An 18,950-nucleotide genomic window follows, 5' to 3' on the forward strand; every position below is an offset into this window, starting at 1 on the left:
ATCACCGACGGAGGGCCCCACCCACAACTCGGCGCGCTCAGCGACGCGGGTCGCGCAGGGTGAGCAACGCGACACCGGCAGCGACCACCATGAGCACGACCCCGATCGCCGCCGTGAGCCCGACCCCGCCGGCGAACGCCTGCTGGGCGGACTCGGTCAGGGCCTGCGCCGTGGCGGCCGGCAACCCGGAGGCCACCTCGGCCGCACCACCGAGCGTCTCGGCCGCAGCGGCGGCGTCCGACGGCGGCACGTCGGCGGGAACCACCACGGAGGCCGCGTAGCTCGCGGTCAGGATGCTGCCCAGCACGGCCGTGCCGAGCACCGCGCCCAGCTCGTACGCCGTCTCCGAGATCGCCGAGGCGGCGCCGGCCTTCGCGGCGGGAACGCTGGACACGATGAGGTCGTTGCTGACCGTCTCCGCGGCGCCGATGCCGAGCGAGAGCACGACGAAGGCGACGACCAGCGGGGCGAGCAGGCCCGATCCCCCGAACAGCGCGACCAGCAGGTATCCGAGCGACGAGACCAGCAGGGCCGTCGCCACGACGCGCTCCGCCGGGAGCCGGCGCACGATGCGCACCACGGCCAGCCCTGCGACCACCATCGCGACGGTGCCGGGCAGCAGCGCCAGGCCTGCCTGCACCGGGGAGAGACCGTGCACCAGCTGCAGGTCCTGGGCGACGAAGAACAGGAAGCCCACGAGCGAGAACACGCTGAGCAGGTTGACCACCACGCCGCCGCTGAACGCCGGCACCCGGAAGAGCCGGACGTCGAGCATCGGCACCGGTCGCCGCAGCTGGCGGCGCACGAAGGCGGTGCCGCTCGCGAGACCGACCGCGGCCGCGGCGAGCGCCGCCGGGGTGACGCCGTCGGCGGCGATCTCCTTGATGGACCAGACCAGCGGGGTCATGGTGACCAGGGCGAGCGCGACCGAGACCAGGTCGAGCGGGCCGGGTTCCGGGTCCTTGGACTCGGGCAGCACGGTCGGCGCGAGCACGAGGAAGACCACCAGGACGGGCACGGCCAGCAGGAACACCGATCCCCACCAGAAGTGCTGGAGCAGCAGCCCGCCCACGATGGGGCCGAGGGCGCTGCCTGCCGCCCAGCCGGTGGCCCAGATCGCGATCGCCAGGCGCCGCTCCTCCCGGTCGACGAACACGTTGCGCAGCAGCGACAGCGTCGAGGGCATGAGCATCGCCCCGAAGAACCCGAGGGCGGCACGGGTCGCCACGAGCGTGCCGGCGGTGGGCGCGAACGCGGCGACGGCGGAGACGACGGCGAAGCCGACGGAACCGACGAGGAGCAGCCTGCGGCGGCCGATGCGGTCGGCCAGGGAGCCCATCGGCACGAGCAGGCCGGCGAGGACCAGGGGGTAGACGTCCACGATCCACAGGAGCTGGGTGCCGGTCGGCCGCAGGTCCGCCGAGATCTGGGGCAGGGCAAAGCTGAGGACGGTGTTGTCCACGGACACGAGCAGCACGGGCAGCATGAGTGCGACGAGGGCGACCCAGCGACGGGGATGGAGCGCGGGTGCCGGGGGCTGCGGTGTCGTCACCGAGATGGTGGTCACGACGTTCCTCTCACGACGAGCGACGGTCAGGGCGACGCCTCGCGCCGAACTTCTGTACCGTCCAGACGGTACAGTAACGCGCCGAGCGGTAGGCTGGCAACCATGCCTCCCGCCCCCGCTGCCCGGGCCAAGGTGCTGCACGCCTTCGCCGAGCTCCTCGTGACGTCGGGCGAGCGCTCCGCCACGCTCGACGCGATCGCCGACAGCGCCGGCGTCTCCAAGGGCGGCCTGCTGTACCACTTCCCCACCCGCGACGCGCTGGTCGACGGCCTCGTCGAGCACCTGCACGCTCTCATCGCCGCCGACGTCGCCACCATGGAGTCCGCCCCGGAGGGACCCGTGGCGTACCTGCTACGGAGCTCGCTGGACGTGGGCGGCGAGCTCGACCTCGCCTTCCGGGGGGTGTCGCAGCTCGCGCAGGGCTCGGCGCCGCACGCCCGCAGCGCCCTGGACACGGCGCACGACACCTGGACCCGGGCCATCGCGACCCAGGTCGAGGACCCGGCGACGGCGCACGCGATCATGCTGATCAGCGACGGCCTCTACCACCGCAGCTCGATCGGGGCCCAGTCCCCCGACCTCGACGAGCTGCTGCGGATCGTGGACCGCCTCGTCGCGACCCAGCCCAGCCGCGCCCGCTGAGGCAGGCCCGTCCCGGCCGGCGCCTCAGCCCGTCTTGCGCTGCGACGACTTCGACGACGAACCGGCCTTCGACGGCTTCGACCTCGCCTTCGAGGACTCCACCGACCGCTTCAGGGCCTCCATGAGGTCCACGACCTCGGCGCCCTCGCCCTCCTCCTTCTCGCCGAAGGTCTCGGCCGGGTCGAGGGTGTCGCCCTTCTCGATCTTGGCCTCGATGAGCTGGCGCAGCTGTGCCTGGTACTCGTCGGTGTAGTCCTCGGGAGTGAAGTCGGACTCGTAGCTCGACACCAGCTGGGCGGACATCGCCAGCTCCTTGTCGGAGACCGACGTCGAACCGTCCAGGGACGGGAACTCCGCCTCCCGGATCTCGTCGGCCCACAGCAGCGTCTGCAGGGTCAGCACGTCCTCGCGGACCCGGAGCGCGGCCAGGCGGGTGCGCTGACGCAGCGCGAACTTCACGATCGCGGTGCGGTCCGTGTCCTCCAGCGTGCGCCGCAGCAGCACGTAGGCCTTCGGGCTCTTGGAGTCCGGCTCGAGGTAGTAGGTCCGGTCCAGCAGCACGGGATCGACCTGGTCGCTGGGTACGAACTCCACGACCTCGATCTCGCGGTTCGTCTCGGCCGGCAGCGCCGCGAAGTCCTCCTTGGTCAGCACCACCACGTGCTCACCGTCGTCGTACGCCTTGTCGATGTGCTCGTACGGCACCGTCTCGCCGTCGAGCTCGCAGACCCGCCGGTAGCGGATCCGGCCGCCGTCGGCGTCGTGCACCTGGTGCAGCGAGACGTCGTGGTCCTCCGTCGCGCTGTACAGCTTCACCGGGACGTTGACGAGACCGAACGTCACGGCACCCTTCCAGATGGCCCTCATGACCCCATGGTCACGCGCAACGCGCGTCCGCGCAGCACGTCGGGGACGGGTCAGCCCACCAGGCCGAGGACTCCCACGACTCCCACCAGGACGGCGAGCACGACCGAGACGCCGACGAGCACCGCGTGCACGGTGTAGAAGCGGGTGGGCCGGCCGGCCTCGTCGCGGGCGCGAGGGTCCTTGGTCACGCGCCGCCAGAACTGGGGCCAGACCACGAGATTCCACACGGCGGCGACGACGAGGACGAGGGACCAGGCGACGGGAAGCTGCACACGGCGAGTATCCCACCGGCTCGCGACCGACGAGGCGGGGCGGAACTGCGCGCCGCGCCGGTGCGAGGCAGCATGAACCCATGGCAGCAGCCGACGCCCCGCGGAGCCGGTCCCAGACGGTCTCGGTCGAGGGCCACCGGCTGCAGCTGACCAACCTCGACAAGGTGCTCTACCCCGCGACCGGCACCACCAAGGGCGAGGTGCTGCGCTACCTCGCGCAGGTCGCGCCCGCGCTCGTGGCGCACGCCGCGCACCGGCCGGCCACCCGCAAGCGCTGGCCGAACGGCGTGACCGGGCAGATGTTCTTCCAGAAGAACCTCGACGCCTCGACGCCCGAGTGGGTCCCACGGCGCACCATCCGGCACACGTCGTCCACCAACGACTACGTCCTGGTCGACGATCTCGCCACGCTGACGTGGCTGGGCCAGACCGCCACCCTCGAGATCCACACCCCGCAGTGGCAGTTCGGCCGCACCGGCACACCGCTCGCACCGGACCGTCTGGTCCTCGATCTCGATCCCGGCCCCGGTGCGGGCCTCGCCGAGTGCGCCGAGGTCGCGCGGTTGGCCCGCGACATCCTCGTCGGCATGAACCTCGAGCCGCTGCCCGTGACCAGCGGCTCCAAGGGCATCCACCTGTACGCCGCGCTCACCGCGGCGCACGGCGAGCTGACGTCCGACGACGTCTCCGCCGTCGCCAAGGAGCTTGCCCGGCATCTGGAGTCGGCCCGGCCCGGCCTGGTGGTCAGCGACATGAAGAAGTCGCTCCGGCAGGGCAAGGTGCTGGTCGACTGGTCGCAGAACAACGGGTCCAAGACCACCATCGCGCCGTACTCCCTCCGCGGCCGCGAGGAACCCACCGTCGCCGCTCCGCGGACGTGGGACGAGCTCGAGGACCCGGACCTGCGCCAGCTGGGGTACGCCGAGGTCCTCGAGCGGCTCGAGGAGGACGGCGACCTGCTGGCTCCGCTGCTCACCGGCCATCTGTCCCGGCTCGAGCCGACGCCGGAGCGGCTCGCCTCGTTCCAGCGGCTCGGGACGTACCGCTCCAAGCGCGACCCGGGCCGGACCCCGGAACCGTTCGGCCCGGTCACCGGCAGCGCGGACCCGCGACCGGAGGGGTCGACCGGGTCTGCCGGCTCCTCGCCCCGGCCGCGCGACGAGGCCCGCCCGTCGTTCGTCGTCCAGGAGCACCACGCCCGCCGCCTGCACTGGGACTTTCGCCTGGAGCACGACGGCGTGCTGGTGAGCTGGGCCCTGCCCAAGGGGGAGCCGACGGACCCGGCCCACAACCACCTGGCGGTACAGACCGAGGACCACCCGCTGGAGTACGGGAGCTTCGAGGGCACGATCCCGGCCGGCGAGTACGGCGCCGGCGAGGTGACGATCTGGGACGCCGGCACCTACGAGCTGGAGAAGTGGCGCGAGGGCAAGGAGGTCATCGTCACGCTGGACAGCCCGCGCCGCGGACGGCGCAGGCTCGCCCTCATCCAGACGGGCGGCCGGGACGGCAGCGAGAGCTCGTGGCTGATCCACCGCACCAAGGCGCAGCCCGACGGCGCGAGCGCGCCGACCGAGGAGGCCGGAGATCCCGGCACGCCGGTCGCGCAGCCCGCCGACCGGCCGGACGCGACCGAGCGCACGGAGCCCTCGCCGTCGTCCACCGTGCAGCAGAGCCCGCCGGGCGCTGCGCCCCGCCCGATGCTCGCGACGACCGCCGCGCCTGCCGAGCTGGCCCGGATGACGGCCGACGACTGGGCGTTCGAGGCCAAGTGGGACGGGTTCCGGGCGATCGTCGAGGTGCTGGACGACGCACGGGTGCGCCTCACGTCGCGTTCGGGCCGGGACCTGACCGCCACCTTCCCCGAGCTCGCTGAGCTCGGCGGGATGGTCCCCGCAGACGAGCTGCCGCTGGTGCTGGACGGCGAGATCGTGGCGCTCGACGCGCAGGGGCGGCCGAGCTTCCGTCGTCTGCAGCAGCGGGCCAACCTGGCCCGGCCGCGCGACGTCGAGCGCGCACGCCGAGCCGTGGGCGTCGACCTCGTGCTCTTCGACGTGCTGCGCGTGGCCGGCGTGGACGTCACCGACCACCCGTACGACGAGCGCCGCAGGATCCTGGCCCGCGTCGTCGACGCCCGCCGGCCGGTGCACGTGCCGGAGCCCCTGCCCGGGGACGCGACCGAGGCCATGGCGGAGTCGCGGCGGCTGGGGCTGGAGGGTCTGGTGGCGAAGCGGCGCCGCTCCGGCTACGCCGTCGGCCGCCGGTCGCGCGACTGGCTCCGGGCCAAGCACGTCGCCATGCAGGAGGCCGTGGTGGTGGGGTGGCGCCCCCTGCGCAGCGGCACGCCGACGGAGGATCCCCGGTCCGTCGGGGGCCTGCTGCTCGCGGTGCCCGACGACGCGGGCGACCTGCGGTTCGTCGGACGGGTGGGCACCGGGCTCAGCGACGCCGAGCGGCGGCGGCTCGCCGCAGCGCTCGTCAAGCTCGAGCAGGACGAGCCGCCCGTCCCCGAGGTCCCCGCCCTCGACGCCGCGGGGGCGCGCTGGGTGCGGCCCACCGAGGTCGTCGAGGTGTCGCACGCCGGATGGACCGACGGCACACCGGGAGGCGGCAGCCTCCGTCACGCCGTGTGGCGCGGGCGGCGGACGGACAAGCGGCCGCAGGACATCCGCGTCGAGTGATCGACGAGGGCTCGCGTCGTCACACCTCGTGGGCGTAGACGACCGTGTTGTCCTCGTAGTGGCCGACGCTCGCGTCCCACGCCCCGCCGCACGTGATGACGCGCAGCTCGGGCCCGTCGGTGTTGGCGTAGACCCGACGGGTGGGGAACTCGTCCTTGGGATACGACTCGACGCGGTCCACCTCGAATGTGACGGTGGTGCCGTCGCCCCGGTCCACGTGCACCTTCTGCCCCGGCTCCAGCGTGGCCAGGTCGTAGAAGACCGACTCGCCGTTCGGGCTGTCGACGTGTCCCTCGATGACCGCCGGGCCCTGGTCGCCGGGCCGCGGCGACCCGTCGAACCACGCCGCACGGTCGATGTCGTCCCCGGCCGGGACCTCGATGGTGCCGTCGTCGTTCAGGCCCAGGTGCAGCAGCCGCGAGTCGACGTCGATCGCCGGGATCCGCACCCGCCGCGGCAGGGCGCTGCGCTCCTCCGCCGGCGGCTCGGCGGACGCTGCGGCCGACGGCGCGCCGGCCTCGGCGGTACGGCTCGGCCCGGGCAGCGCCTCGGTCGGTGGCGACGGCGCGGTGGACGAGGACCGGGGCGGGCTGGTCTCCTCCACCGGCGCGGGCGCCGGTTCCTGCGTGCCCAGCCCGACGGCGACCGCCGTCCCGCCGCCGAGCACCAGCCCGGCGGCGAGGACGGCGGCCACGCGTCGGCCGACCATCAGGAGTCCTGGCCCACGGTCCGACGGCGCGCGACGAGCCCGGCGGTCAGGCCCGCACCCGCGAGGAGCGCCACGCCGCCACCGGCGATCAGACCGAGGTTCTCGGTCCCGGCGGTGCCACCGGTACCGGTCTGCACGCCACCGGCCGGCATCTCGTCCATCTGCGAGGCGGCGAGGATGCCGCACAGCGCCGGGTCGGTGGCCTCGGCGGGCAGCGACGGGTCGAGGTCCGACTCCGTGTCGCCGTCGTAGGCGCCGCTGCCGTCGTGGTCCACGCCGTGCACGACGAGCGCGACGTCACCGGCGAGGATGTCGTCCGCGAGGTCCTGAGAGACCTCGATCTCGCCGCGCTGGTAGTCGATCTCGCCACCCTCGGCCGTGTCGAACCGGTCGACGGCGAGCGCCGAGTCGCCCGAGGTGTCGCCCTCCGTGGTCAGCGAGACCTGGACCGACCCGTAGGACGGGACGCCCTCGGAGGTGGTGATCGTGCCCGAGCCGTCGGCGTCGTCGCCCTCGACGGGGCACTGGTTCTTGGCGTCCTCGCCGTAGTGCAGGTGGGCGGCGTGCGGGCTGCCGGCGAGCAGGCCGGACGCCGCGAACTCCACCGTGAGGGTCGTGCCCTCGACCCAGACCATCGCCTCGCCGCTGCCGTCCACGCCGTTGAGCGGGACGGGCGTGAGGTCACCCTGGGCGGTACCGTCCGCGGCCGAGGCCGGGCCGGTGACGGCGAGCAGTCCGGCGAGCGAGAGGGCCGGCGCGACGAGCGCGGCGCGGGTGCGTGCCTTCATGATCGATCCCTTCGTTCCAGGCCACGACGTTCGCGACCTGTCGGGGGTTCGGAGTCCTGCGGCCCCCGGATGGGTCCGGATCGAGATCGGTGACGACGGCGGTGGGAAGGGCGCTCGGAATGGCCCGGCCGGGTCGTCGGTTGCCCCTGGCATGCGAGCAATCACCTACAGCCAGTACGGCGACGCCGACGTCCTCGAGCTCACCGAGCAGCCCGACCCCCATCCCGGAGCGGACGCCGTGGTGGTCCGCGTCCGCGCCGCCTCCGTGAACCCGGTCGACTGGAAGGTCCGCCAGGGCTACCTGGACGGGCTGATGGACGCCCACTTCCCCGTGGTCCCGGGCTGGGACGTCGCGGGCGTCGTCGAACAGGTGGGACTGGACACCCCCGAGTACGCGGTGGGCGACGAGGTGTACGGGTACGTGCGCACCGACGTCGTGCACGGCGGCACGTTCGCCGAGCTGGTGGCCGCTCCCGTGCGCACCCTGGCGCGCAAGCCGCGCTCCCTGACGTTCGAGGAGGCGGCGGCCGTCCCGCTGGCGGGCCTCACCGCGCTCCAGACGATCCGCCGCTCGGGCGTGCGGGACGGGCACACCGTGCTCGTGCACGCCGCGGCAGGCGGGGTGGGCGCCTTCGCGGTGCAGATCGCCCGCTCGCTCGGCGCCCGCGTCCTCGGGACGGCGAGCGAGGCGAACCACGAGTTCCTGCGGTCCCTCGGCGCCGAGCCGGTGACCTACGGCGACGGCCTCGCCGAGCGGGTGCGCGAGCTGGCTCCCGACGGCGTCGACGTGGCGCTCGACTACGTGGGCGGCGACGCCGTGGCGACCTCCGCCGCGGTGCTGGCCGACGGCGGGACGATCACCTCGATCACCGACCCGGCCGCGCGGGACGAGCACGGCGGGCAGTACGTGTGGGTGCGCCCGTCGACCAGCGACCTGGACGACCTCGCCGCGATGTTCGACGCCGGCACCCTGCGTGTCGAGGTCGCCGAGACCTACGAGCTCGCGGACACCGCCGCGGCGCACCGCGCCAGCGAGGGCGGGCACGTGCGCGGCAAGATCGTCGTGCGGGTCTGAACGACGAGGGCCGGGCCGGTCAGCCCGCGGCGGGCTTCCCGTGGCGCCAGTAACCCAGGAACGTGATGTGCGCCTTGGGCATGCCCGCGGCCACGAGGTGCCGGCGCACGCCGGTGGCCAGCCCGGCCTCGCCCGCCGCGTAGGCGGACCCGACGCCGTCGGGCAGCGTGAGCCGGCGGACCTCGGCGAGCGCGGCCTGCCCCGGTACCGCGTCCGCACCGGTGGTCTCGTCCCGGGCGACCCAGCGCACCTCCACGCCGGACGGTGCGCGGAAGTCCTGCTGGTCGTCCGCCGTGGGCACCTCGACGACGGCGATGCCGCGGGCGTCGGCGGGCAGCGACTCGCAGATGCCGGCCACGGCGGGCAGCGCCGTCTCGTCGCCGACGAGCAACGTCCAGTCGTGGGGGTGCTGCGGGTCGTAGGTGGCCCCCTGGTCGAGGAGCCCGACCGTGTCGCCCGTCCGCGCCGTCGTCGCGAAGTCGGCCGCCGGACCCGAGCTCCCCTCCGCGTCGGCGTGGATGACGAAGTCGACATCGATCTCGCCCAGGTCGGGCCGGGCGGCACGGACGGTGTAGTTGCGCACCCACGGCCGCCGTGACCTCGGCGTGGCGAGGTACTGCAGGTACCAGCCCCACTCGGACGACCGGGTCGGCGGGCGCAGCATGTCCTGCCCGGAACGCTGCAGGAACAGCCGGAACCACTGGTCGAACCCGAGCGGGGTGAAGCGGTCGAGCCCGCCCAGCGTCACGCGCATCATGTGCGGCGTGACCTGCTTGGTGGTCACGACCTCGGCGACGACGACCTGTGGATCGACCGGCTTGCGACCGTGGTGAGACGACATGCGGATAAGGTTAGGCGAACCTCACCCACGTGTGAAGGGGTGTCCCGGCACGCGGACACCACCGACCTGCCGGGCGCGCACCGGACGACCGCGGTCGGGCACGATGGGCGCGTGTGCCGCCTCCCGCTCCTCACCGTCGTCGTCGCCTGCAGCCTGCTCGGCGCCTGCACGGCGCAGCCCGACGCACCGGCACCCGCGCCGTCGGCCTCGGCGTCGGCTGCTGCCGCGCCGCCCAGCGATCGCCCGGCACCGGAACCCTCCGACGCCGCCGTGACGGAGGTGTCCTCGGGCGGCACCACCCTCACCGTCTCGGTGCCCACGGGTGGCGGCGCCCGCGCCGTGGAGGTCGTGCCCGCGGACGGCACGGTCACGGTCCGCGTCGGCACCGCTCCGGAGGCACCGGCCACGATCACGCTGACCTCCGCCGGGAGCCTCGAGGTGAACGTCGACTCGAGCGTGACGATCCTGGACGACGGCGGCACCCCGGTCGCGGGCCTCTCCCCCGTCGCCGGCGGCGCCGTCGTCACCGCGGTCGACACGACGAGCGTGCGCCTCGACCCGCCCCCGGAGGCGAGCACCGCCGAGACGGTGCTGGGCACCGAGGCGGTCGAGAGCGCCGACTGGGGCGAGCGCGAGGGCGGTCGGTCGCTCGCCGTCGACCCCACCGCCTGGGCCCGGTCCGGCGGCGAGGCCGGCACGGACCTCGTGTGGGCCGAGCTCGTCGCGTCCGATCCCGAGGTGGACACCCCCGTCATGCACGACCAGCTCGTCTGCCACTCGATCGGCGCACCCGAGAAGGACACGTGGAACCTCGAGCCGTGGCGACCCGACGTCGGGCTCGTCGCCGTCCTCACGGACCGGTGCAACCCCACCGAGTAGTCACGCGAGCGCGGCCGGGCTCGCAGGTCGCGGCGACCACCTAGCATCGAGGCGTGAACGACGCCTCGACCCCTGCTCCCGGCACGCTCCGCCTCGCGTTCCGCACCGCCGTGCGCGACGACCTCGAACGGATCGTCGAGCTCATCGCCGACGACACGGTCGCGGCCCGGCGCACCGGCAGCTTCGGTCCCGCCCACGTCGCGGGGTTCGAGGCCATCTCCGCCAGCCCGCACGACGAGCTGGTCGTGGCAGAGCTCGACGGCGCGGTCGTGGGCGTCATGCAGCTGACGGCGATCCCCGGCATCTCGCGCAACGGCGCGACGCGGCTGCAGGTCGAGGCCGTCCGGGTCGACGCCCGGCTCCGTGGCCGCGGTATCGGGCGCCGCCTGATGGAGCACGCCCACGACTGGGGGCGAGCACGGGGCTGCACGCTCGCCCAGCTCACCTCGGACAAGCAGCGTCCCGACGCCCACCGGTTCTACGCCTCGGTGGGCTACGCGGCGTCGCACGAGGGCTTCAAGCTGACTCTGTGAGCTGGTCAGCCCGCGGGCGCGGTCTCCCGTGGCCGGTCCCGGATCCCGGCCATGCTCACCAGTCCGCCCACCACGAGCAGCACAGCCGTCACCACCAGGGCCCGGTGGAAGGACTCGACGTCGAGCACCCCGCCGAGGATGACGCCCGCGAACGCGATGACCACGAGGCCCGCCACCCGGGACACGGCGTTGTTGACCGCCGAGGCGATCCCGGCGTCGGACGGCGGCACGGCACCGAGGATGGCGGACGTCAGGGGCGCGACCGTGATCGCCAGCCCGAGCCCGAAGACCAGGACACCCGGCAGCACCTCGGTGACGTAGCTCGCGTCGGCGTCCATGGTGAGCATCAGCAGGAACCCGCACGCGGCGACCACCGGGCCGACGGTCATGAACCATCGCGCCCCGTGACGGCCCGCGAGCGTCCCGAACCGGGTGGACAGCGCCAGCATCGCGAACGTGATGGGCAGCTGCGCCACCCCCGCGGCCGTCGCGGAGTAGCCGGCGACCTGCTGCAGGAACAGCGTCAGGACGAACCCGCCGAACGCCAGCGCACCGTAGACCGCCGCGGTGGCGACGTTGCCCCACGCGAAGTTCCGCACCGCGAAGAGCCGCATCGGCAGCATCGGGTCAGGGGCCCGGCGCTCGTAGAGGACGAACGCCACCAGCAGCGCGAGCCCGACGCCGACGAGCGGCCACACCTGCTCGATGAGGCCGAACACCGTCGTGCCGAGCCCGACGGCCGCGAGCACCGCGCCCGGGACGTCGATGCGCCGCCCGCTCGTGGCCCCCGACGGCGGCACTCCCCGCAGCAGGTAGAGGGTCACCGCGACCACGGGGACGTTGATCCAGAACACCCCGCGCCAGGAGACGAGGTCGACCAGCCCGCCCCCGACGAACGGCCCGACGATCATGGCGGTGCCGGTCCACGCGGTCCAGGTGCCGATGGCCCGGGACTGAGCCGGCCCCTCGAACGTCGAGATGATGAGCGCCAACGAGCTGGGCACGAGCAGCGCCCCGGCGACGCCCTGGAGCAGGCGTGCGACGACGAGCACGGCGCCGGTGGGGGCCACGGCGCACAGCACCGACGTCGCGGCGAACCCCAGCAGCCCGACGAACAGCACCTGGCGGCGACCGTAGACGTCCGAGAGCGAGCCGGCGGCGAGGATGAGGGCGCCGAGCGTGACGAGATAGCCGTCGACCACCCACTGCTGGAGCGTCAGGCCGGCCTCGCCCGGCCCGCCGAGCTCGTCGGCGATCGCGGGCAGGGCCACGTTGACGACGGTCCCGTCGAGGAACGACACGAACGACGCGAGGATCGCGACGAGCAGCACACGCCGCTGCGTGGAGGTGGTGGCCACGCGCCTCACGCTACGGCCGGTCGGCGACTCCGACCAGCCGCACCGCGCCGGCGTGCCGCAGCGGGCCCGGAGTCAGTAGCGTGTGGCCATGGACCTGGTCATCCGCCGGTCGGTCGTCGCCGACGTCCCCGCCGCACGACGTCTCGGCGACGAGGCGTTCGGCGCTCCCGCGACGCCCCGGCCGGCCCCCGAGCCCGGCACCTGGCCGTCGGCGAACGTCCGCCCGTGGTCGGCGTACGACGGCGAGGAGCTCGTCGCCACGCTGGGCGTGCGCCGGTTCACCTCCTGGTTCCACGGCGCGGCCGTCCCGACCGCCGGGTTCGCGGGGGTGACGGTCGCCGCGGAGCGGCGCGGCGAGGGCGTGCTCCGGCCGCTGTTCGACGCGGCGCTCGCCGAGGCACGCGAGCAGGGCGAGGTGATCTCGACCCTCTACCCGAGCGCGGCCGGGATCTACCGCAGCCTCGGCTACGAGGTGATCGGCTCCTACGACGAGGCACGCCTGCCGATGGCGGCGCTCGCCACGGTCCGTCCGCCGGCGGGCGGGGTGCGTACCCGGCGCGCCGCTCCTGCCGACGTCGAGGCGATCCGCGCCGTCTACCGCACGTGGGCGGCCGCGCAGAACGGCCCGCTCACGCGCACCGAGAAGCCGTTCCTGCCCGAGCCCGACGAGCTGTTCGGACTCGAGTCGGGCTATACCGGCATCAGCCTGGCCGTCGGTCCGGACGACGAGGTCCTGGGCTTCGCGAGCTGGAACCGGGGCTCGGGGTACGACGGGACGGGCACGATCGAGGTCGACGACCTGGTCGCGCTCACCCCGGACGCCGCCCGGGCGCTGTGGCGCGTGCTGGGGTCGTTCGGCACGGTGGCCGGCTCGGTGCGGCTCTCGACGTCGGGCGCGTGGACCGGGTCCGACCCGAGCCGCCTGGTGCTTCCCGACCACACGGTCACCACCACGAGCCGCCCGTACATGCTGCGGCTGCTGGACGTCCCGGCCGCCCTCGGGACCGCCTGCCTGCCGCCACTGAGTGCTCGCGTGCCGTTCTCCGTCGTCGATCCGCGGACCCCCGACGTCGAGGGCTCCTGGACGCTTCTGGTGCACGACGGCGTGGCCCAGGTCCACCCGGACGCCCCGTCCGTCCCGGCGGCAGGGCGGGAGCCCGACCGGTTGACGTTCACCTCGTCCGGCATCGCGCTGAGCTACGCAGGAGCGGCCTCGACCGCGAACCTCCGCCTCGCGGGCCACGTGCGCGGGCCGTCGACCCACGACCGGCTGTGGGACGCCCTGTGGCACGGTCGGGACGTCCACGTGCGCGACTACTTCTGAACGGCTCAGCAGGTTCTGGACGACTCAGCAGGACGCCGCGACGTCCGTGCGGTAGCCGAGCGCCCAGCACAGGGTGCCGACGTCCTGCCGGATCGTGTCCACGGCGGTTCGGAGGCCGGCGACGTCCTGGCGCAACGCGTCGACGTCGGCGGCGCTGGCGGCGTCCGGCCGGGTCTGCAGGTCGTCGCGGACCGTCGCCAGGTCGTTGCGGACGGTCCCGAGCCCGTTCTGGAGGTTGGACTCCAGGCTGTCGATGCCGTTCGACACCTCGAGCAGGCGCGTCTGCAGGTCGTCCATCCCCCCGGAGCCCTCGGCGGGGAACCCGGTCCAGTCCTCGACGCTCTGCACCCTGCCGGTCAGGGCGTCGACGGTCGCGGCGTCCGGCGCGGCCGCGAGCTCGGCGCGGAGGCGGGCGGACTCCGCCTGGGCGCTCTCGGCCTGGGTGACGGCCGTCTGCACCTCGCCCGCCAGCTTCCGGTTGGCCGACCAGAGCACGGCGACGCCGACCGTCGCGACGAGCGCGAGGACCACGGCCGCGGCGAGGACCGCGGTCTGCACGCCCCGGGACTCGAGGCGCGGCACCAGGCCGCGCCCCGGGCCGGCGGGCAGGTCCGGTTCCGCCGGGAACAGGGTGGCGATCGACGCGACCTGGCCGGTGTCCGGCCGCCGGGCGATCCGCCCACCGGACGAGACCCGTCCCGACGGTGCTGCTGGATCGTGGCTCATCTCGCTCCTCCTGCTCGCCGCCGTGGCTCGGGTCACATCCTGGCGTCCCGACCGCCCCGCCACAACCGCCCGGACGTGGACGCCATACCTAGAGGTAGGTACAGTGCACCCGTGCCAACTCCCGCCACCCGCGACCGGCTCGTCGCCGCCGCCCAGGAGCTGTTCGCCGCTCAGGGGGTCGGGGCCACCAGCCCGCGCCAGGTCCTCGCTGCGAGCGGCGTCGGGCAGGGCAGCCTGTACCACCACTTCCCCGCCAAGCACGACCTGGCCGTCGCCGCCGTGAGTGCCACCGCCGACCAGGCGCTGGCAGCGGCGCTGCAGGAGCTGTCGGGAGACTCCCCCGCCCTGGGCCGCGTCCTGGCATACCTCGAACGCCCCCGTGACGCGCTGGCCGGGTGCCGGGTGGGCCGCCTCACGAGCGACCAGGCCGTCATGGATGACGACGACCTGCGCGCCACCGTCCGGACCTTCTTCGACCGGCTCGTCGCCACCGTCGCCGAGGTGCTCACCGAGGCCGGCGTCCCGCCCGACGACGCGACGGACCGGGCGCACGCCGCCGTCGCCGTGGTGCAGGGCGGCTACGTGCTCGCCCGCGCCACGGGCGACCCGCAGGCGATGCGCGCCGCCGTGCGCGGCTTCGTGACGCTGCTCGACCCGACCACCCGTGACCGTCCCGACGACGAGGAGTCCCTGTGACGACCTTCCGCGAGCGCCTGCGCGCGCTGCCCGTGCTCCCCGACGGCCTGCCGGGCTGGGAGATCGCCGACCTGGACGCGCTGCCGGCGACGCCCCACCAGCTCTTCGAGACCTGGTTCGACGAGACCGTCGCAGCCGGTGCGACCGGTCCGCACGCGATGACCCTGTCGACCTCGGACGGTCACGGCGCGGTGCGCGCCCGGACCGTGATCCTCAAGGACCTCACCGCCGACGGGTGGTGGTTCGCCGGGCACTCGACGAGCCCGAAGGGCCGGGACCTGGCGACGGAGCCACGGGCCGCCCTGACGTTCCTGTGGCGCGAGACGGGTCGCCAGGTGCGCGTCACGGGCGCCGTCACGTCGCACCCCGAGGTCGGGGCGGCGGACTTCCTCGCCCGTCCGGACGCCTCGCGCGCCGCCGGGCTGGTGGACCACCAGAGCGAGGTCCTGGGCGACCTGGCCGAGCACCGCAAGGCCTGGGCCGACGCCCTGGACCGGGTGCGCGCCGACCCCCGGCTGATCGCGCCGGCCTGGACGGCCTGGTGCCTCACCCCGTACGAGGTGGAGTTCTGGCAGTCCGGGACGGGCACCGGCCAGACCCGCCTGCGATACCGTCCCGACGCCACCATGGGCGCGCCGCGCGCCGCCTGGACCAAGGAGCTGCTGTGGCCCTGACCGTCGACCACGACCGCCTCGAGCACGCACGAGCCGACGCCGACCGGGCGCTGGGCGACCTGCTGGCCCGGGTACGCGACCTCCCCGCCGGTGCGACGGCGGAGCCCTCCGCGCTGCCCGGCTGGTCGCGGGGCCACGTGCTCGCCCACGTCGCGAACGTGGCCGCCGCGCTCGCCCGACAGGCCGAGCACGCCGCCCGTGGGCTGACGATCGAGCCGTACGACGGTGGAGCCGCCGGCCGCGCCGCCGGCATCGAGGCCGCGTCCTCGCGCTCCGTCGACGAGCACGTCGCAGCGCTCACCGCCGTCCGTGCCCGACTCGTCGACGCCTGGCCCCCGCCCGGGGACGCGGGCTGGGCCGCGCCGGTCGCGTACCGCGACGGGGTCGTCGCGGGCGTCCTGCTGGCCTGGTGGCGCGAGGTGCGCATCCACGCCGTCGACGCCCTCGTCGGGATGACCGACGACTCCTGGGACGCGGCGCTCTGCGCCCACCTGCAGGACTTTCTCGCGGTCCGGCTGCCCGACGGCGGTCCCCCACCGCAGATCGAGGGCTCAGCAGCGCACGTCGCGGCCTGGCTGGCGGGCCGTGAACCGTCCGGGCCGGTCGTCGCGCGCCGTGGCGGCGGCGTCGTCGCCCTGCCGGAGCTCGGCCCGTGGCCCTCCGCGCAGCGCTGACCGGCGAGGCCCACGAGGCCCGGATGTGACCCACATCACTGCAGGTCAGCCGCTTGTGACCTTGCTCTCATTCTTTGTGACACTTTTCACCAGCGTCGTAGCATGGCGAGGTGACTACGCGCGAAACGGCCTCCCGCAACGGCTCCTCCGACGCCGTCGACGTCGTCCTCATCGGCGGCGGCATCATGAGCGCCACCCTCGGCACGCTGATCCAGCAGCTCGAGCCGACGTGGTCGATCCGTATCATCGAGCGCCTCGACGAGGTCGCGCTCGAGTCGTCCAGTCCGTGGAACAACGCCGGCACCGGTCACGCCGCGCTGTGCGAGCTGAACTACACGCCGGAGAAGGCGGACGGCACCATCGACATCTCCAAGGCGGTGGCGATCAACGAGCAGTTCCACACCTCGCGGGAGCTGTGGCACCACCTGCTGGCCACCGGCCGCCTCGCGGACTCCTCGTTCGTCAGCCGCACCCCGCACATGACGTTCGTGCGCGGCGCCAAGAACGTGGACTACCTGCGCCGTCGGCACCAGACACTCAGCGACCACCCGCTCTTCCGTGACCTGGAGTTCTCCACCGACCGCGCCGAGATCGAGCGGTGGGCTCCGCTGCTCACCGCCGAGCGCGACGCGGACGAGCCGATCGCCGCGACCCGGTCCGTCGCCGGCACGGACGTCGACTTCGGCAACCTCACCCGCCAGCTCGTCGACGGGCTCGTGGCCCACGGTGCCCAGCTCCAGCTCCAGCACGAGGTCCGCTCGCTCAAGCGCACCCGCGACGGCGGCTGGCGCCTGCGCGTCAAGGACCGCTCGTGGAACGCACCCCAGCGGACGTCCACCGTCACGGCGCGCTTCGTCTTCGTCGGCGCCGGCGGCGGCGCCCTGCCGCTGCTGCAGTCCGCCGGCATCCCCGAGATCAAGGGCTTCGGTGGGTTCCCGATCTCCGGAGAGTTCCTGCGCACCGACAACCCGGAGGTCGTGGCGCAGCACCAGGCCAAGGTCTACGGCAAGGCCGACGTCGGCGCTCCGCCGATGTCCGTCCCCCACCTGGACACCCGTGTGGTCGACGGCAAGAGCTACCTCATGTTCGGCCCCTACGCCGGGTTCAGCCCCAAGTACCTCAAGAAGGGCAAGTACCTGGGACTGGTGACGTCGCTGCGTGCCCACAACCTGACGTCGATGATCGGCGCCGGCCTCAAGAACCTCGACCTCACGCAGTACCTGGTGGGCCAGCTCGTCGCCGCGCCCGAGACGAAGTTCCACGCGCTGCAGCAGTTCATGCCGACCGCCCACCCCAAGGACTGGGAGACGATCACCGCCGGGCAGCGCGTGCAGGTGATCAAGCGTGACGCCGACGGCAAGGGCGTCCTGCAGTTCGGCACGGAGATCGTCTCCGCCGCGGACGGGTCGATCGCCGGCCTCCTCGGCGCCTCGCCGGGCGCCTCGACCGCGGTCTCGGCGATGGTGGACCTGCTCGGCCGCTGCTTCCCCACCGAGTTCGCCGGCTGGCGCCCCCGTCTCGCCGCGATGATGCCGAGCCTCGACGGCATGCCCGCCGACGCCCGCGAGATCGACACCACGACGGACGCGGCGTCCGAGCTGTCCGCCACCGAGCTCGCCGCGCAGAACGGTGGCGTGCTGCCCGCCAGCGTCTACGAGTCCCGGGCCGACTCCCGCTTCTGAACGCGGCCGGGAACGGTCAGCCGACCCTGCGAGCGAGCTGGGCCACGACCCGCTCGATCGTCGGGGTCGGCACCGACCGTGCGGCACCGCGCCGTGCGACCGCCCCGCCGATCGCGTCGAGCTCGCCCGTGCGACCGGCGGCCAGGTCGGCCTGCAACGACGACCGCATCGTCGGCGGGAACCCTCGCAGGATCGTGCGCAGGTCCTCGGCCGTCGTGGTGACGCCCTCGGCCGCGGCGACCGCCGCCACCTCACCGAGGACGCCGTCGGTGAGCACCGGGTCGGCGTCCAAGGCCGCACCCACCCCGGTCCGGTGCACGGACGTCAGCAGGGCCAGCGGCGCGAGGAAGCGCAGCTTGGACCACAGCACCTCGGTCTCGCTGCCCGCCGTCACGACCTCGATCTCCGTGTCGCGCAAGGCCTGGACCACCTCGAGGTCACCGGCCTCGGCGGGCACGGTGATCCGCAGCAGCTCACCGCGGTGGCGTACCGTCAGGGCCGTGTCCGGGCCCGACCCGGTGCGCAAGGTCTCGCCGGCGTAGGACGCCCCGACCACGACGCTCTCGTACGCGGCCGGGCCGCCGGGCCCCGCGAGGGCAGCCCGCAAGGACTCCATGTGATCGATCCCGTTGAGGAGCGAGACGACCTCGGGAGGCCGACCGGCAGCGATCGTCCCGGCGACCTCGGCGACGCCCTCGGCCTTGACCGCCACGAGCACCCGGGCGCCGCGCGGCACCCACGTCGTCGCCCGCAGCGGGGCGTGCCAGGCACCGAACCGGTCGGTGACGATCTCGAGCCCGTGCTCGGTCACCCGCCGGGCCGTGCCCGGGCGTCCGACGAGGACGACGTCGTGCCGGGCCCGCTGCAGCAGGGCGGCCACCAGTCCGCCCACAGCCCCCGGGCCGACGACGGCGATCAGGGGCCGGTGCAGATCGTTCGCGCTGGTCATCGCCCGAGCGTAG

19 protein-coding genes are annotated in these 18,950 nt (G+C 74.0%); 10 read left to right on the plus strand and 9 right to left on the minus strand.

Annotation, left to right across the window (positions count from 1 at the left end; all coding sequences use genetic code 11):
* Positions 1–37: 37 nt before the first annotated feature.
* On the minus strand, positions 38–1,567 hold the full coding sequence (locus BCL65_RS12325; RefSeq protein ID WP_243401034.1) for an MFS transporter: 1,530 nt from the start codon (positions 1,565–1,567) through the stop codon (positions 38–40).
* Between the two features lie 102 nt (positions 1,568–1,669).
* Between BCL65_RS12325 and BCL65_RS12330 the strand changes: the two genes are divergently transcribed.
* A complete protein-coding gene (locus tag BCL65_RS12330; protein ID WP_106268458.1) occupies positions 1,670–2,209 on the plus strand; it encodes a TetR/AcrR family transcriptional regulator in 540 nt (179 codons plus the stop codon).
* Between the two features lie 24 nt (positions 2,210–2,233).
* On the opposite strand, the gene ku is transcribed toward BCL65_RS12330, so the two are convergent.
* The gene (ku, locus tag BCL65_RS12335; protein ID WP_106268460.1) at positions 2,234–3,076 is read right to left on the minus strand and encodes a non-homologous end joining protein Ku; all 843 of its coding nucleotides are present in this window, start codon (positions 3,074–3,076) and stop codon (positions 2,234–2,236) included.
* Positions 3,077–3,126: 50 nt separating this feature from the next.
* The gene (locus tag BCL65_RS12340) at positions 3,127–3,348 is read right to left on the minus strand and encodes an SCO4848 family membrane protein (protein ID WP_106268461.1); all 222 of its coding nucleotides are present in this window, start codon (positions 3,346–3,348) and stop codon (positions 3,127–3,129) included.
* Between the two features lie 80 nt (positions 3,349–3,428).
* Between BCL65_RS12340 and BCL65_RS12345 the strand changes: the two genes are divergently transcribed.
* Positions 3,429–6,029 carry an ATP-dependent DNA ligase gene (locus tag BCL65_RS12345; RefSeq protein WP_106268463.1) on the plus strand — a complete coding sequence of 867 codons (2,601 nt, stop codon included), beginning with the start codon at positions 3,429–3,431 and terminating at the stop codon, positions 6,027–6,029.
* A gap of 19 nt (positions 6,030–6,048) precedes the next feature.
* Here the strand turns inward: BCL65_RS12345 and BCL65_RS12350 are convergent, their stop codons facing one another.
* Positions 6,049–6,738 carry a class F sortase gene (locus tag BCL65_RS12350; protein ID WP_106268465.1) on the minus strand — a complete coding sequence of 230 codons (690 nt, stop codon included), beginning with the start codon at positions 6,736–6,738 and terminating at the stop codon, positions 6,049–6,051.
* A complete protein-coding gene (locus BCL65_RS12355) occupies positions 6,738–7,526 on the minus strand; it encodes a hypothetical protein (RefSeq protein ID WP_106268467.1) in 789 nt (262 codons plus the stop codon). The genes BCL65_RS12350 and BCL65_RS12355 overlap by 1 nt, the downstream gene beginning before the upstream one ends.
* Positions 7,527–7,677: 151 nt before the next feature.
* On the opposite strand from BCL65_RS12355, the gene BCL65_RS12360 reads away from it, so the two are divergent.
* Positions 7,678–8,601: an NADP-dependent oxidoreductase gene (locus tag BCL65_RS12360; protein ID WP_106268469.1), complete on the plus strand. Its 924-nt coding sequence runs from the start codon at positions 7,678–7,680 to the stop codon at positions 8,599–8,601.
* A 19-nt stretch (positions 8,602–8,620) separates the two neighbouring features.
* Here BCL65_RS12360 and BCL65_RS12365 read toward each other — a convergent pair whose 3' ends face one another.
* The gene (locus BCL65_RS12365) at positions 8,621–9,442 is read right to left on the minus strand and encodes a siderophore-interacting protein (protein ID WP_106268470.1); all 822 of its coding nucleotides are present in this window, start codon (positions 9,440–9,442) and stop codon (positions 8,621–8,623) included.
* Positions 9,443–9,553: 111 nt separating this feature from the next.
* On the opposite strand from BCL65_RS12365, the gene BCL65_RS18015 reads away from it, so the two are divergent.
* Together BCL65_RS18015 and BCL65_RS12375 are read left to right on the plus strand one after the other, a co-directional pair.
* Complete coding sequence (locus BCL65_RS18015; protein ID WP_165800015.1) at positions 9,554–10,321, plus strand: DUF2599 domain-containing protein; 768 nt, start codon at positions 9,554–9,556, stop codon at positions 10,319–10,321.
* 53 nt (positions 10,322–10,374) lie between these two features.
* On the plus strand, positions 10,375–10,854 hold the full coding sequence (locus BCL65_RS12375; protein WP_106268472.1) for a GNAT family N-acetyltransferase: 480 nt from the start codon (positions 10,375–10,377) through the stop codon (positions 10,852–10,854).
* A 5-nt stretch (positions 10,855–10,859) separates the two neighbouring features.
* Here the strand turns inward: BCL65_RS12375 and BCL65_RS12380 are convergent, their stop codons facing one another.
* Positions 10,860–12,212, minus strand: a complete 1,353-nt coding sequence (locus tag BCL65_RS12380) for an MFS transporter (RefSeq protein ID WP_106268474.1) — start codon at positions 12,210–12,212, stop codon at positions 10,860–10,862.
* 88 nt (positions 12,213–12,300) lie between these two features.
* Between BCL65_RS12380 and BCL65_RS12385 the strand changes: the two genes are divergently transcribed.
* Complete coding sequence (locus tag BCL65_RS12385; RefSeq protein ID WP_106268476.1) at positions 12,301–13,536, plus strand: GNAT family N-acetyltransferase; 1,236 nt, start codon at positions 12,301–12,303, stop codon at positions 13,534–13,536.
* 24 nt (positions 13,537–13,560) lie between these two features.
* Here BCL65_RS12385 and BCL65_RS12390 read toward each other — a convergent pair whose 3' ends face one another.
* Complete coding sequence (locus tag BCL65_RS12390; protein WP_106268477.1) at positions 13,561–14,262, minus strand: hypothetical protein; 702 nt, start codon at positions 14,260–14,262, stop codon at positions 13,561–13,563.
* A 111-nt stretch (positions 14,263–14,373) separates the two neighbouring features.
* Here BCL65_RS12390 and BCL65_RS12395 point away from each other — a divergent pair, with 111 nt between their 5' ends.
* From BCL65_RS12395 to mqo, 4 genes are all read left to right on the plus strand, one after another.
* The gene (locus tag BCL65_RS12395; protein WP_207767716.1) at positions 14,374–14,958 is read left to right on the plus strand and encodes a TetR/AcrR family transcriptional regulator; all 585 of its coding nucleotides are present in this window, start codon (positions 14,374–14,376) and stop codon (positions 14,956–14,958) included.
* Positions 14,955–15,632 (plus strand): pyridoxine/pyridoxamine 5'-phosphate oxidase, encoded by a 678-nt coding sequence (locus BCL65_RS12400; RefSeq protein ID WP_106268479.1) that lies wholly within the window; start codon positions 14,955–14,957, stop codon positions 15,630–15,632. Before BCL65_RS12395 ends, BCL65_RS12400 begins: the two co-directional genes overlap by 4 nt.
* Positions 15,623–16,306 carry a maleylpyruvate isomerase family mycothiol-dependent enzyme gene (locus BCL65_RS12405; protein WP_243401035.1) on the plus strand — a complete coding sequence of 228 codons (684 nt, stop codon included), beginning with the start codon at positions 15,623–15,625 and terminating at the stop codon, positions 16,304–16,306. The genes BCL65_RS12400 and BCL65_RS12405 overlap by 10 nt, the downstream gene beginning before the upstream one ends.
* Before the next feature lie 185 nt (positions 16,307–16,491).
* Positions 16,492–17,988 carry a malate dehydrogenase (quinone) gene (mqo, locus tag BCL65_RS12410; RefSeq protein ID WP_106268720.1) on the plus strand — a complete coding sequence of 499 codons (1,497 nt, stop codon included), beginning with the start codon at positions 16,492–16,494 and terminating at the stop codon, positions 17,986–17,988.
* A gap of 16 nt (positions 17,989–18,004) precedes the next feature.
* On the opposite strand, the gene BCL65_RS12415 is transcribed toward mqo, so the two are convergent.
* On the minus strand, positions 18,005–18,937 hold the full coding sequence (locus tag BCL65_RS12415) for a ketopantoate reductase family protein (protein WP_106268481.1): 933 nt from the start codon (positions 18,935–18,937) through the stop codon (positions 18,005–18,007).
* Positions 18,938–18,950 lie beyond the last annotated feature (13 nt).

The organism is Isoptericola halotolerans, from assembly GCF_003003075.1.
Classification (GTDB): Bacteria; Actinomycetota; Actinomycetes; order Actinomycetales; family Cellulomonadaceae; genus Isoptericola; species Isoptericola halotolerans_A.